We start from the raw sequence: 12819 nt of genomic DNA on the forward strand, positions 1-12819 counted from the left end.
CGCCAATGGGGCTCCGAAGCAGCTGTGGATACCGCTGCCCAGGCCGAGGTGCCGGCCGGAGACGACGATGCCGCCGAGCTCGCCCCGCACGTCGTGGACCCTGTGCGGGGAGTGTGGCGGCCCGAAGGGCCGATTCGTGATGCGGCGCAGCCGGTCGTGGTCCGGCGGGCGCGCGATGAAGACCGGCGGCAGGGCCGATTCGCCGCCTTCGGACTGCGCCAGCGGGTCCCGCTCGCAGACAGGGTGAGTTGCGAGGGTCGGAGCTGATGCGCGGCTGCTGTACCTGCACCGCCGTAATCCGGACGTCCCGATCGAGGAGACCGTCGGGGCGATGCACGACCTGGTGACCGAGGGGAAGGTCCGCCACCTGGGACTGTCGGAGGTCAGCGCGGCAACCCTGCGGCGGGCGTGCGCGCAGGCGCCCATCCGCGCCCTGCAAAGCGAGTACTCGCCGTTCACTCGCGGCCTGGAACGTGAAATCCTCCCGACCGCACGTGAACTGGGAGTCGCACTGGTGGCGTACGCCCCACTCGGGCGCGGCCTACTCACCGGCACCGTGAACATCGAGGACCTCGCCGAGGAGGACATCCGGCGGAACCAGCCCCGCTTCCTCGGCGACAACCTCACCGCCAACCTCGAACAGGCCGCGCGCATCCATGCCCTCGCATCCGCCGCCGGCTGCACCCCCGCACAACTGGTACTGGCCTGGCTCCTCGCCCAGGGAGAAGACATCTTCCCGCTGCCCGGCGTCCGTCGGCGCACCCACCTCAGCGAGAACGCGTCCGCCACACAGATCACGCTGCCCGGCTCCCTCCTCCAGGCACTGAACAACACGTTCACGGAAGCAGCCGGCGCCCGCGCACCCGACACGTCCCGCCTGGAGCAATAGGCCCATGCCCGGACCTGACTCTGATCGCCACCACGCCCCTGACCGGCCAGGCGCTGTCGTGGGTGCCGGCTCCGTCGGCCCTGACCGGTACAGGGGACCCGTAGCAACAGGTCTGGTGGCTGGGGGTGGTTATGCCGGCGTCAGCCGGTCAGGTGGTTGTCGATGTCGCGGGCGGCGCGGTAGCCGCTTTCGGTGGCCCCGTCGATGAAGGACTGCCACGCTTTCGCGGAGTCGGCGCCCGCGAAGAGCAGCCGGCCCTCGGTGGTGCGCAGGTCGGGCAACACCTGTGCGAGTCGTCCGGGCCGGTAGATGCACCAGGTGCCCAGGGCGAGGGGGTCGCTGGCCCAGTCCCGGCCGACGACGAATTCGACCTCGACGCCGGGCAGGAGCGGCTGCAGTGCCTCCTGCATGCCGGTGGTGTCGTCGAAGGCGGTCATGGGCAGGCGTTCGGGGTTGGCGGCGAACACGATCAGCCACGTCCCTCGTGGGCCGCTGGCGTAGGTCACTGCCCAGTTGACGGCGACACGGTCGGCGACCGGCTGACCGGCCGAGCTCTCAGGCTCCCGGTCCGCTCGGCCTCTCGGTGACGGCGGGGGCGGCGGTGGCGGCGGGGGCGGCGGGGGCGGAGTCCTCGGTGTAGTAGCGCCGTAGGAGTTCCCGCTCGGCGTCCCGGTGCGGGAACATGAAGAAGATCAGCAGCGCACCCAGGGCGATCGCGGCCAGGCCGACGGTGTACGCCCAGTCGTCGCCGTGGAGGAACGACTGGCGTGCTGCCGCGACGATCTGGTCGGCGTACTGGGGGTGCTGCTGGGCGACCTGCCCGGCGGAGGCGAACGACTTCGTCAGCTCGCTCTGGACTTGGTCCGACACGTCCTTGCTCTCGGGGGAAGCGGCGATCGCCGCGCTGAAGGCCGAGGCATAGCCGGCCGTGAGGAGCACGCCCATGACGGACTGCATGATGGCCCCGCCGAGGTCCCGTTGCAGGTCGGCGGTGCCTGAGGCCATGCCGGCCCGTCGCACGGGCACCGATCCGGTCAGCGAGTGGGATGCGGGCGTCCCGGCGAAGCCGGCGCCGATTCCGATGAGCACGTAGGCGAAGCCGATCTGCCAGTAGCTGCTGTCCTCGCCCCAGAACAGCAGCATCCAGGCGAAGGCGAGGAAGAGGAATGTGTAACCGATCAGCAGGGTCGTGCGGGCGCCGCGTGTCTCGACCAGCTTCGCGGACCGTGGTGCCACGAGCACGATCATCACGACGAGGGGGAGGATGGCGGCGCCGGCTTCGACGGGGTTGTACTCGAGCACGTTCTGCAGGTACTGCTGGCTGATGAACGCCGACCCCATCATGGCGCCGTACACGATGATTCCCGCGCATGCGGCGACCCAGAACGTGCGCCGGCCGGCGATGTGGAGGTCGTACAACGGGTTGGGAGCCCGGCGCTGACGCCAGAAGAACGCCGCTCCGGCAGCCAGGGCGATCACGACGAGGCCGACGACCAGTGCCCCCTGGCCGGGCACGGCGGCGAAATTGATCGCCAGCACCAGTCCCGCGATCAGGAGGACGGACAGGATGCCGCCGAGGTTGTCCACCGGTTCGGCTGACTCGTTGGCGTGCGCGGGGACGAACAGCAGGGCCATGACCAGCGCGACCACGGCGAGGGGAAGGGTGACCAGGAACACCGACCCCCAGTAGAAGCGTTCGAGCAGCGCGCCCGCGATCACCGGCCCGAGCAGGGAGATGCCGCCGCCCAGGGCCGACCACAGCGCGATCGACTTCGTCCGCTCCGGCCCCGCCCACAGGGCGGTGATCAGTGCCAGGGTGGTGGGGTAGGCCATGCCGGCCGAGAGCCCGCCGAGGATCCGGGCCACCACGAGGACGGTGTCGTTCGGCGCGTACGCGGCGAGCAGGCAGGCGGGGACGGACAGAGCGATGCCGAGGAGCAGCAGCAGCTTGCGCCCGTGACGGTCGCCGACCGCACCCAGATAGAGCACCGATGCGGCCAGGCCGAGGGAGTACCCCACGGCGATCATGTTCAGCGTGGTCTGGGAGGAGTCGAAGGCCTTCCCGATCGCGGGCAGCGCCACGTTGGCCACCGACAGGTTCAAGTTGGCCACCGCGGCAACGACGATCAGGGACGCCAGAACGAGCGACGCCCGCGCCGGGGCCTCACGCGGAACGTCGGTGCGAGGCGCGCCGCTTTTCGACATGGAACCTCCGGGGCAGGCGAAGTTGGGCTTGGCGAGAGTCTTGCCTGATCCACCGTGCAGCACATCGCCCCATTGGGATGACACGCCCACCGTCGCCGACGCGGTCCGCCCGCCCCGCGGGTGCCCGCCGCAATGCCAGTCCTCCAACCGGAACCGGCGCGTCCCACGGCCGTCGACCCGGGGCAGTCGCGCCGAGGCATCCGGATGCCCGGCGTAGCTGCACCTGGAACGGGCAGGGAATCACGCTCGGTACTGAGAGCCGGTCGTCGGGGGACGGAAGCCTGGGCCTTCGGCCCGCTCCCCGAGCCGCATTTTGACCGCTGACCAGTGGTGGTGTCGGCGGGGCGTGCCCAGGAGCGGCGTCGGCTCCGGCTTGGGCGGGGACTCGCCCCCGAGTTCGCGGAGGCGCCTCGGGCTGATTCCGTTTCCATGTGAAACCGATCTTCGGGCGCTCGTTGTGACTGCGGGTGTGCGCTGGGTGCACGCCCCGGAGTGCAGCCGGATGGTGTGCGCTGGGCAGACGGGGTGGTTGTTCATGAAGGCTATTTCGACGGGCGCGGAGGTGTCGTGGCATGTGTCGGCATTCCGTTTGGGGCAGGAGGAGCCGGGGGCGGCCGAGTTGGTCGGCCTGATCCGGGAGTTGCGGGCGCGGACTCTGTTCGATCGCGGGCGTCGGCCGGACTTCCGGACGGCGGATGGCGCCTATACGGACAATCAGGATCTGGATTTCGGCGCCTGGCACTTCATCGCCCGCCGGGAGGCGGGCGGCCGGCCGCTGGGCTACGTGAGGCTCTCGACGCCGGAGACCGGGGAGCTCTTCCAGACCCGCGCGTATCTGGGTGCGGAGCGCTACGAGGACGTGCTTCGTGCGCACGGGCTCGGTGTGGCGGAAACGTTTGAGCACAGCCGCTTGGTGGTCGAGCACCAGGCCCGCAAACTGGGTCTGGGGGTCTATCTGAACGCCTTCGCCATCGCGGCCGCACGCTGCCTCGGCGCCAAGGCGATGATCGGGACGTCGGGTACGGCGGACGGGCAGGACCGCTTCCACGAACGGTTCGGTTTCCATCCGGTACCGGGAACGCGCCGCTACGTGGAGCACTACACCGAAGACGTGGCGATCATGCTGTACCGGGCCGCCCAGCGGAGCGGGCAGTACACCGACCTGATCGAGGGGCTGGAAGGGGACTTCCCGGCTGCCACCGTAACCGCCCAGCAGGCCGGGCTCGGCGCTGCCGTCGAAGCCTGCCTCCTCCCGGACACCGAAAGCCGGCGGCCCGTCGGTGCTGTCGCGGCCGAGGCCGAGGCCGACGGTGCCTGGCGGCCAGTGCTCCTCGACCTGCAACGCGAACATGACCGAGATGCCTTGGAGACCTCCTGGGATCGGGCGAGGTCCGCCAGGTCCTGGACACGATCGACGAACAGCCGAGCGAGCTGGTCAGTGGACGCGGTGTTCACCGCGATGGACTCCGACGACGACAACCAGATCCCCCTTTCGGTCCTGACCACGATGTTCACCCGCGGCGGCCTCAGCGAGGACGACGCCGCGGAAGCCGCACGCGTCTTCGACGTCGACGGCGACGGCACGGTCACCCACGAGGAATACGCCGCACCCTGGCAGCAAACCTGGCCAAAAAAGCCAGAAAGTATATTTTTTTACCTACTATGCACTCGCATGCCGGTGAGGCCGGGTCCTTCTCGTATGCTCCGACGCATGCGACGCACCTTCATGCCGCTCGCCGTCGCCGCTCTCGCGCTGACCGGGTGCACCACCGAGCAGGACAAGGCTGCGAGGTACTGGGACGGCCACCGGTTCGGCGAGCAGACGGCGACGGACTACGCGAGGCGCGTCCTCGACACCAACTTCACGTTCTGCACGACCGGCGGAGAGGTGGCTTCCCGGCAGGACATGTGTACTCGGCCTGGCGGCGTGGACACCCGGTACCCCGCTTCCGCAGGACGGCGGGAGTGCGCCGACGCTCTGCCCGACGGCCTGGGTGGCGACGAGCGCGAGGCGTGGAACGAGGGCTGCACCACTGGCATGTCCCGCTCGGCGTCCCGGATGTCGTGACCTACGGCGCCGACCCGAAGAAGTGACCGTCAGCACACCCCGCTTGGCTGCCGGGATCGGTGCCGGACGCTACGGCAGGGTGTCTCCCGCGGGCTCCGGCTCGAAGGCGTTCCGCAGACGTTCGTCCATCTCAGCCCGCAGTTCAGTCAGCCGCGAGAACAGCGCCTGTTCCTGGTCAGACAGGTAGTCTCCGGACTTCATCCTTGCCACCAATCCGTCAATGGCGTCCGACAGAACCTCCAAACAGATGCTGGCCGCCGCGTTGAAGCCGTCGTTGTATTCAGCGTCGAAAACACGGACTGCGCCGGTTCTCATCGCGTCGCCCAGTTCGCGCATGACGCGGTTGCCAATCGACATGCTGCCCCTCCCGTTCATCGTGCTCTTCACCGAGTGATGAACGTACCGTCCGGCTTGCCAAGTTGGCGATCTCGGGCCGCTGGCGCGCTGTCGACGTAGGGCTCCGCAGGGCCTTCGCCGAGCGGCACGGCGCACTATCCGCCTCGACGGGAACCAGCGCTGAACCGGGTGTTCATGCTCTGGCAGCATCGTCACCACAGCCAGGCGGTGGAGTGCCGCATCCGGGACAGGGCGCGGGCATCGCGGCGCGCGGCGGCACTGCCGATGCGGTTCTGCCGGGGCCGGGGCCGGGCCGACGCGACTGCCCTGCGTAGAACCGGCGTATCCCGGCCGCCTTGCGCTGCTTGCGCAGCTCCTGCTTCTTCTCCCGGTCGGTCTTCGGCTTCCGGGGCCGCTTCCAGATCGCCTCCCAGGCCGGCAGCGGGCCGTACGCTGCGGCGCGCTCCTGGACTGCCTCCCTCAGCCGGGCCGCGACCGCTTCGATCCTCGGGTCCTCAGGCGGCACGGTCATGCGACTCCTCCAGTGGATGTGGTCCGGCCCGGCGCGAGCGCCGCGGGCTGCTGGGTGCGCGGCGTCGCCGTGGCGGGCTGCGGTTGGGTGCGGCGAGCGGCGGCCCGTTTCCGGATACCGCCCTGGAGCTTGGCAGTCATCCGGGCGGCGGCCTCCAACGTCCGGCGGGTCTGCTCCACCGTGGCGACGTCGGTCGCCTGCTCCCGATTCCGGCCCGCCTTCCGGTCCGGCCTCGGGCTCAGGCTGGGGGTAGGGGTTTCGGTCGCACCACGCAGTTCCTGGTCAACGACCGCGCCCAGATCACCGCAGAGATCGATCCCACCGGCGCGACGACCCGCTTCGAGCACGACAGCCGAGACCGACTCCTCGCGCGCACCGACCCGCTGGGCCACACCACCCGTTTCACATACGACGAAGCGGGCCGACTGAGCAGCGTGACCCGCCCAGACGGCCGCCAGTCGCAAGCCGAGTACAACGCCCTGGGCCTCCCTGTACGGGTTGCACACCCTGACGGCAGGGTCATCCTCCAGACGTACGCCGGCCCCCGGACCGGATCCGGTCCGGGGGTGTGGTGTCAGCCCTTTCGGTGTCAGCCCCTGCGTCGGCGGTTCCGGGCGACGATCGCGCGGGTGACCACGGGCGGGAGCAGGTCCTTGGCCAGCTTGCGCCAGCGGGCACCGGGCCGGCGCGCGGGGGCGGGAGCGGGGGCGGGAGCGGGGGCCGGCGCCGGTTCCGCCGGCGGCGCGGGGTGTAGCGGCTGCGGGGGCACCGGCGCGACCACGCCCTGGTCCCCGATGCGTACCAGGGGGCGGCCGTCGATCACGTCCACGCCGTGCCAGAGGTCGGTGCGCTCCTCCAGCCACGCGAGCAGTGCCGCCTGGTGGGGCGCCGGGTCGCCCCAGGTTGCGTAGAGCTTCGAGGCCGAGACGCAGATGGGGTGCAGTTCGCCCGTGATCACGGCGGTCCAGACGGCGGCCGCGACGCCGGGGCAGTGCTCGGAGCGGTAGTCGTCGAAGACCACCACGGCATCCGGGGTCGCGACGAGACGCGAGGACGCGATGTCCGTGACGACGTGCTCGTAGAGGTGCGAGGCGTCGACGTGCACGAACCGGCAGCTCGTCGGCTTGACCCGGTCGGCGACGACCGAGGTGGGGGCTTGGATCAGTGTCGGCAGCGCCTCGTGGAAGGCCAGGTAGTTCGTCTCGAAGCCGCGCCGGGTGAGCGTGGGGTAGGAGCTGCGGTTCTCCGCGACGTTGAAATCGTCCGTCGCGGGCGAGTCGAAGAGGTCGCAGACGGTGAACTCCTCACCGGGCCGGAGGTACCGTCCGAGGAAGATCGCGCTCTTCCCCATGAAGGCACCGAGCTCCAGCAAGTCGCCCGGCTGCCCCTCACCGCTGTTCTGACGTGTCAGGAACCAGTCGAAGAGCACCTGGTCGTACGCCGAGAACCAGCCTTTGACCTCGTCGTACGTGGTGGGGACGAGCGGGGTCGGCTCACCGTCGGGGGTCGTGACGGAAGCTTGTGAAACGTGCGACACGGAGAGTCATCCTCCAGCGGAGTGGCATCGGTTTTCACGCTGATACCCGGCCGGGTAACGGAACCCTAAGCCCTGGGCGGAGGTGTGACGAGACGTGAGCGGGATCGATCTGTGATTCCTGCCCGCGCACCCCGTGCGCTCAGACCTCGGTCCGGCCGCGCAGCCGCTCGATGGCGGCGTTGCGGACGCGCCGGGTCCGGGCGGCGGTCGCGAGCTGGTACAGCGCCTCGTACCCGTCCTGGTGCTGGACGGCGGGGCGCCGGCACCAGTCGGACGCCTCGGTGAGCTGCTCGGCGGACCGGGGCTCGCCGCGGGTGATGACCTTGGGCAGCGTCCACTCGCGCTGCCGCCGATCGGGGAACACCCGGGCCGCGAGCACGCCGGTCACGGCCCGGGACCATGCCGGGAAGCCCTCGTCCGCCGGCAACTGCGCCGCGCGGCCGTTCAGACGGGTGACCACCGCGCTCTCGGCCGTCACCGGGCCGGGATCGCGCGGCACGGCGGCCACGGCCTCGGCCTCTGGCTCTCCCCCGGCGCTCCCCCGGCGCTCCCCCGGCTCTCCCCCGGCTCTCCCCCGGCGCTACGGCCAGGGACTCCAGGTGGCGGCTGTAGCGCCAGTGCTCGGGCGGGGTGGCGGCGTGGTGGTGCGGCGGCGTCGGAACGGCTCATCGGGCGACGCCTTCGCGGACGTGTCCCGCCCAGGCACCGTCCGGGAGCAGCTCCCAGTCGATCTCCACGGTCCGTCCACGACGGTCCCGCGCGACGGCCGTCACGGTCTCGGTACGGGCCAAGCAGCCAGCCGAAGCGCCCACTGGAACGCCCAGTCTCACCAGACCTACCGCCTACCCAGCGACGCGCTCGCGCAGCAGATCGACCATACGACGTGCGCCTCTTGCTGTCAGTGGCACAGGGAGTGCTTCCTGCATGAGAGCGCCCTCCCTCTTCAGGGACAGCCGGGGCCGGTTCGTCTCTACCGGGGCTCAGAGGCCCGCCCCGGCGCTACGGTGGTGACCGACGCCGAATGATGCCCAGGAGCACTTGATGAGCGAACAGCCGGCCCCCGCCAGCACCGTGCGGCAGCAACTGGAGCCCGCGGCCGCCGACGCGGTCCGCGCCTACGCCGCCAAGACCCGCGAGAACGCCGACCGGCTCGCCGCCGTCCTCGAGGACATCGCCACCAACGGCCTGCCCGCGGTGGAGGAGTGCACGCCCTGGGAGGAACTGCGCGAGGCCCATCTCGCCCGCCTCGCCGCCCAGCGTCCGGCCGTCGCCTGATGGCCGGACGGCGCGCCAGAATCGCGTTCGGCGAGTCCGCGGCCAAACAGCTCGAAGACCTCACCACCGAACGCGAACTCCACGCCCTGGACCGCGCACTGGTCGCCATCTCCGTCGACCCCGAGATCGGCGGGCCGATCCCGGCCGACGGCACCGGGCCCGAGCTGCGCCAGTACGCCGACGAGATCGAGGAAGTCCGCGTCCTGTACTTCGTCACCGCACTGCGCACCGTCGTCGTGGTCGCCTACATCGAGACCTGACCCGGACGACCGCGGTCAGGTCTCCAGAGGCGGACGTCCCGATGACGGCTTCGGCTCGACGTCCTTCTCGACGCGTTCCGCGAATCCCGGCTCCACCTCGACGCGAGTGTGCGCCTGGGGTCCCCTGTCAGCGGCGGCCAGTGGCCAGGATGACGAGGAACTGGCCACCGCCCGCCTCGATGCCGGCGGTCACCGGCAGCCCCGGTACCAGCCGGGAGAAGCGGTCCACCAGCCAATCCGCCGCCTCCTGGGCGTCCTTCCTGGACGGACAACGACCCACCACCTCGCGGCCGCCCTTGCGCTCCAGCCTCTCGGCAACGGCGATCAGCGGCGCGGGTTCGACTACGTACAGGCGCTCCGGCCAGGCGATGACCACCTTGACCGCGCCCTTGCGCGTGTTGCACCCGCGGTGCGCGAGCCGCTCGGCGACCTTGGCCTTCCGGTCGGCGGTCCGGCTGTCGACACTGGGCCCCCGCGGGTCGTTCACCGACTCGTCGGGGTCGACCGGTTCGTCACACACCCAGCACTGCCAGCCGTCGCGCTCGGCCACATCATCAAGGAGACTCATCCGAGCAAACTACCTGCCCGGCCACCACCCCGCGTACCAGGGCCGGCACGGCGCGGGTCAGGCCGGCTCCCACCGCGGCCGCAGTACGAGAGATGCTGTCTGGCGCGAGTCGGGGAAGCACGAGGAAACCGGGAGGCCAGGTCTCGGTCTTCACCGCGCCATCGGGCGCAGCCGTCCACCCCGCGTCGCAGACGACGCTCAGGCGGAGGCCATGCGGGCGAGCAGCGCCCGAATCCCGCCGACGCGGTAGTGGTTGGGGTGGAGGTAGCGTTCACATGCGGTCAGCGACTGCTCCTCCGCTGCGGCCACCAGGTCCGGGAACCGGTCCTGAATCAGAGAGCCGCCGCGGGTCTGCAACACCACCTGCCCGCCCGGGGAGGCCGGGGTGAAGAAGATCGCGCGGTGCCCGTCGAACTCCTACTCGAAGGCGGCGCCGCCCGCCGGCACTCCCGGGCCCGGCAGCGCCTCGGCGGCCTGCGCCGGCATCGGCTCAACCGGCGGTCGCAGCGTCACCAGGTGCCTCCCTCCTCAGTCGGACCGGGCAGCCGCGCTCTTTACGTGCCCCGTGCCGTCGCGGTTACCTGGAGCGCACAAGGACGAGCCACGGGGGCGGGCATGGCGGGCTGGCATGGAGGATGGGCACGCGGGCTCTGGCGGACCGCAGTGGCGCTGGCCGCGCCGCCGCTGACCGCGGCCCTGGCGTTCGGGGTGGCCTGGAAGTCGGCGTACGGGTCGCTGGGCAACTGGGGGTTCTTCCTCGGCGGGCTGCTGCTCCCGCTGGTCCTGCTCGGCTGGCACGCCGCCCTCGCCGCGCGGCGCGGGGCCTCGCTCATCGCGCTGTCCGCCCTCCCTGCCGGCCTCGGCGCCATCCTGGCACTGGCGTCCGTGGGGCACAGCGCGCTGGAGGACCGGGGCGTCGAGATCAGCTGCGTCGTGCTGAAGGTCACCGAGCACACCGAGACGCAGTCCTCCATGGACGCCGAGGGCCACTGGACCTCCACGACCCGGACCTCGTACGACCACCGCCTGGACTGCCCCGCGGGCGGCCCGGAGCACCTGGACACCCCCTCGCGGCTCGCGGAGGAGGGCGGGTCCCTGGCGGTGGTGCACGACCCGCAGGGCAAGGTCTCCCCGCGGGCTGCCGGGGACGTCCACGGCCGGGGCCTGCGCATCGCAGCCGAGGTGGCGGTCGGGGCGGCCGTGCTCCTGGGGCTGGCCGGCGGGATCCGGGAGGCGTACGAGAAGCGGCGCCGGAGGCCGCGGCGGCCGACAGGGCGGTGAAACGCCTGCCCGAGGGCGGCACCTTCCGGCGTTCCGCCACACCCCAGCCCAGCACCGGTGAAATCCGATGACGCACACCCAGTGCACATCACAGGACGCCCATCAGGCTCCAGCGGCCCCGCCCCACGTACGGAGGACGAGGTGCGTCCGTTGGTCGACGGCCGGGACCTGCTGGCGGAAGTCCACCCGGACGGCACGTCGAGCTGCTCAAGCCGGCATTTTGCCTGGCCCCGCCGAGGGATGGCCGTTCGCGGCCTCGGACGAACCGCGCCGGGTCGAGCTGTCCAACAACGGCTGTGTCACCTCGTGCTGCGGAGGCATCTTCGTCACCATCCGGCGCCAGGGCGACCGGGTGCTCTGGACGTCCTGGGAGAACACACACGACAACCGGATTCCCTTTCCCACCGACCTGCACTTCGACGCGGCCCAGTACGACGCCGAACTGGCCAGGGCAGGCGCGGACGTCAGCTGGGAAGAGCCAGTGGACACCGCCGCCCGGCTGCTGGCCCAGGAACTTGCGGACTGACAGGCCCAGAGCACGGGGAGCGCGCAGTGATCGCCGTCACACCGAAGCGTACGGAGCCCGCACGCGTGACGGTGCGCTTGGGCCGCCAAGGTGTTGCGTGGGCACCGGGGGAGGATTTGGTCCGCGACCTGCTCATGACCGGTCAGGAACCCGTTCGGGAGCTCGTTCGGCGGTTCGCCCTCGGGCTCACGGCCGAGGACCCCGGCAACACGTTCGGCCCGCGGTGAGCACCGATTGCCGATCCTCCCGGATGGGACCCGCCGGGGCACCGAATGAAGGTGACCAGGGCGACTTTGATCAAGGTGTCGTGCGACCGGTTGACCGCTGGCCCCTGGAAGCGTGCCGGAGAGCTCAGAAGCGAGCCCTTCGGGGCGCGGCAGGTGCCAAGCCGTCGCCTCAACAGCGTCGGCATCGCCTCCGGCCCGGCCTTTAACGCCCGCGCCGGCGTCCGGGAAGCCGGCAGCTACCGGACCTACATCACGGCCGACCTACAAGATGCTGACACGTCTTCAGGTCGCCGACACCGCAGAGGAGTTCGACGCCGCGCTGGTCGGCCGAGGCGGGAAGGTCGGGTCGCGGGCACGGGCACAGCGCAGGGCGGCGATGGTGATGTCCAGCAGGTGGTGCTGGTGGGCCTCGCGCAGCCCGACCGCCTGGTAGTCATCGGCCGGGCCTCGTTCGCCGGCAACGTCGCCGTGGTAGCGCTGGCCACACTGCAGCTCACCGGGTCGACGGTCGGGCGCGTTCAAGGAATCTGCAACACCCTGTCCGGTGACAACATCATCACCTGTCACCACCCTGGACTCGGCGCCCTGTCACCAGACCAACCGCCCCAAGCCCGCCACGCACCGCACTGGGCACGCAGGATCTACGGCGCGGCTGCTTTGGTGAGCTTCAGGGTCACCGGTCCGTCCGGATCGGGGCGGAGATACACCTTCTTCGGACCCGCCATGTAGAGCTGGACGTCGACGTCCAGCTCACCGTCATCGGCCTCCAGGTAAACGAAGTTGCTGCGGGTGAAGTCCCATTGACCACTGAAGTCGACGGGGTCAGCACTTCCCCACCCCGTGACCTCGCCTTCCGAGATGTCCGTGGCGGAGAACGTTCCGTCGGCATCGAGCAGGATCTCGCCGCCCGTCTTGTCGTTGCGGTACACGCCAGGCAGCTCATCAGGATCGACCGAGCCCGCACACCCCGAAGTGACCACCGCAGCAGCGATCAGTACAGCAACGAGCCCCCATCCACCTGTCACCCTCTTCACCGCAGCCCCAGCACGCATGTTCACACGCCTCTCCCCAGAGGTTGGATAGCCGGCCCTGCAGCCGCACCCCCTATTTGAACA

17 protein-coding genes are annotated in these 12819 nt (G+C 70.6%); 6 read left to right on the top strand and 11 right to left on the bottom strand.

The window, feature by feature from the left end:
• Positions 1-331 precede the first annotated feature (331 nt).
• Positions 332-889, top strand: a complete 558-nt coding sequence (locus OG534_RS01295; protein ID WP_326586196.1) for an aldo/keto reductase — start codon at positions 332-334, stop codon at positions 887-889.
• A gap of 140 nt (positions 890-1029) precedes the next feature.
• Here OG534_RS01295 and OG534_RS01300 read toward each other — a convergent pair whose 3' ends face one another.
• Together OG534_RS01300 and OG534_RS01305 are read right to left on the bottom strand one after the other, a co-directional pair.
• Positions 1030-1395, bottom strand: a complete 366-nt coding sequence (locus OG534_RS01300; protein WP_326586197.1) for an FAD-dependent oxidoreductase — start codon at positions 1393-1395, stop codon at positions 1030-1032.
• A 49-nt stretch (positions 1396-1444) separates the two neighbouring features.
• Positions 1445-3094, bottom strand: a complete 1650-nt coding sequence (locus tag OG534_RS01305) for an MFS transporter (protein ID WP_326586198.1) — start codon at positions 3092-3094, stop codon at positions 1445-1447.
• Positions 3095-3629: 535 nt separating this feature from the next.
• Between OG534_RS01305 and OG534_RS01310 the strand changes: the two genes are divergently transcribed.
• Positions 3630-5162, top strand: coding sequence for a hypothetical protein (locus OG534_RS01310; protein WP_326586199.1), 1533 nt, complete (start codon positions 3630-3632; stop codon positions 5160-5162).
• 69 nt (positions 5163-5231) lie between these two features.
• Here OG534_RS01310 and OG534_RS01315 read toward each other — a convergent pair whose 3' ends face one another.
• From OG534_RS01315 to OG534_RS01340, 5 genes are all read right to left on the bottom strand, one after another.
• Entirely contained in the window at positions 5232-5519 is a 288-nt protein-coding gene (locus OG534_RS01315; RefSeq protein ID WP_326586200.1) for a hypothetical protein, read from the bottom strand.
• A gap of 507 nt (positions 5520-6026) precedes the next feature.
• Positions 6027-6422: a hypothetical protein gene (locus OG534_RS38625; RefSeq protein ID WP_326593265.1), complete on the bottom strand. Its 396-nt coding sequence runs from the start codon at positions 6420-6422 to the stop codon at positions 6027-6029.
• A gap of 197 nt (positions 6423-6619) precedes the next feature.
• Positions 6620-7567 carry a class I SAM-dependent methyltransferase gene (locus OG534_RS01330; RefSeq protein ID WP_326586201.1) on the bottom strand — a complete coding sequence of 316 codons (948 nt, stop codon included), beginning with the start codon at positions 7565-7567 and terminating at the stop codon, positions 6620-6622.
• A gap of 139 nt (positions 7568-7706) precedes the next feature.
• Positions 7707-8075, bottom strand: coding sequence for a hypothetical protein (locus tag OG534_RS01335; protein WP_326586202.1), 369 nt, complete (start codon positions 8073-8075; stop codon positions 7707-7709).
• Between the two features lie 157 nt (positions 8076-8232).
• Positions 8233-8358, bottom strand: a complete 126-nt coding sequence (locus OG534_RS01340) for a hypothetical protein (protein WP_326586203.1) — start codon at positions 8356-8358, stop codon at positions 8233-8235.
• Between the two features lie 250 nt (positions 8359-8608).
• Here OG534_RS01340 and OG534_RS01345 point away from each other — a divergent pair, with 250 nt between their 5' ends.
• Both OG534_RS01345 and OG534_RS01350 read left to right on the top strand, forming a co-directional pair.
• Positions 8609-8842 (top strand): hypothetical protein, encoded by a 234-nt coding sequence (locus OG534_RS01345; protein WP_326586204.1) that lies wholly within the window; start codon positions 8609-8611, stop codon positions 8840-8842.
• Positions 8842-9102 (top strand): hypothetical protein, encoded by a 261-nt coding sequence (locus OG534_RS01350; RefSeq protein ID WP_326586205.1) that lies wholly within the window; start codon positions 8842-8844, stop codon positions 9100-9102. The genes OG534_RS01345 and OG534_RS01350 overlap by 1 nt, the downstream gene beginning before the upstream one ends.
• Positions 9103-9229: 127 nt before the next feature.
• On the opposite strand, the gene OG534_RS01355 is transcribed toward OG534_RS01350, so the two are convergent.
• Both OG534_RS01355 and OG534_RS01360 read right to left on the bottom strand, forming a co-directional pair.
• The gene (locus tag OG534_RS01355; RefSeq protein WP_326586206.1) at positions 9230-9670 is read right to left on the bottom strand and encodes a hypothetical protein; all 441 of its coding nucleotides are present in this window, start codon (positions 9668-9670) and stop codon (positions 9230-9232) included.
• A 198-nt stretch (positions 9671-9868) separates the two neighbouring features.
• The gene (locus tag OG534_RS01360; RefSeq protein WP_326586207.1) at positions 9869-10030 is read right to left on the bottom strand and encodes a hypothetical protein; all 162 of its coding nucleotides are present in this window, start codon (positions 10028-10030) and stop codon (positions 9869-9871) included.
• 255 nt (positions 10031-10285) lie between these two features.
• Here OG534_RS01360 and OG534_RS01365 point away from each other — a divergent pair, with 255 nt between their 5' ends.
• Positions 10286-10951 carry a hypothetical protein gene (locus tag OG534_RS01365; RefSeq protein ID WP_326586208.1) on the top strand — a complete coding sequence of 222 codons (666 nt, stop codon included), beginning with the start codon at positions 10286-10288 and terminating at the stop codon, positions 10949-10951.
• A 220-nt stretch (positions 10952-11171) separates the two neighbouring features.
• On the top strand, positions 11172-11477 hold the full coding sequence (locus tag OG534_RS01370) for a hypothetical protein (protein WP_326586209.1): 306 nt from the start codon (positions 11172-11174) through the stop codon (positions 11475-11477).
• 509 nt (positions 11478-11986) lie between these two features.
• Here OG534_RS01370 and OG534_RS01375 read toward each other — a convergent pair.
• Together OG534_RS01375 and OG534_RS01380 are read right to left on the bottom strand one after the other, a co-directional pair.
• Positions 11987-12226 (bottom strand): hypothetical protein, encoded by a 240-nt coding sequence (locus OG534_RS01375; RefSeq protein ID WP_326586210.1) that lies wholly within the window; start codon positions 12224-12226, stop codon positions 11987-11989.
• Positions 12227-12345: 119 nt separating this feature from the next.
• Positions 12346-12756, bottom strand: a complete 411-nt coding sequence (locus OG534_RS01380; RefSeq protein WP_326593415.1) for a hypothetical protein — start codon at positions 12754-12756, stop codon at positions 12346-12348.
• Between the last annotated feature and the right edge of the window lie 63 nt (positions 12757-12819).

This window comes from Streptomyces sp. NBC_01294, from assembly GCF_035917235.1.
Classification (GTDB): domain Bacteria; phylum Actinomycetota; class Actinomycetes; order Streptomycetales; family Streptomycetaceae; genus Streptomyces; species Streptomyces caledonius.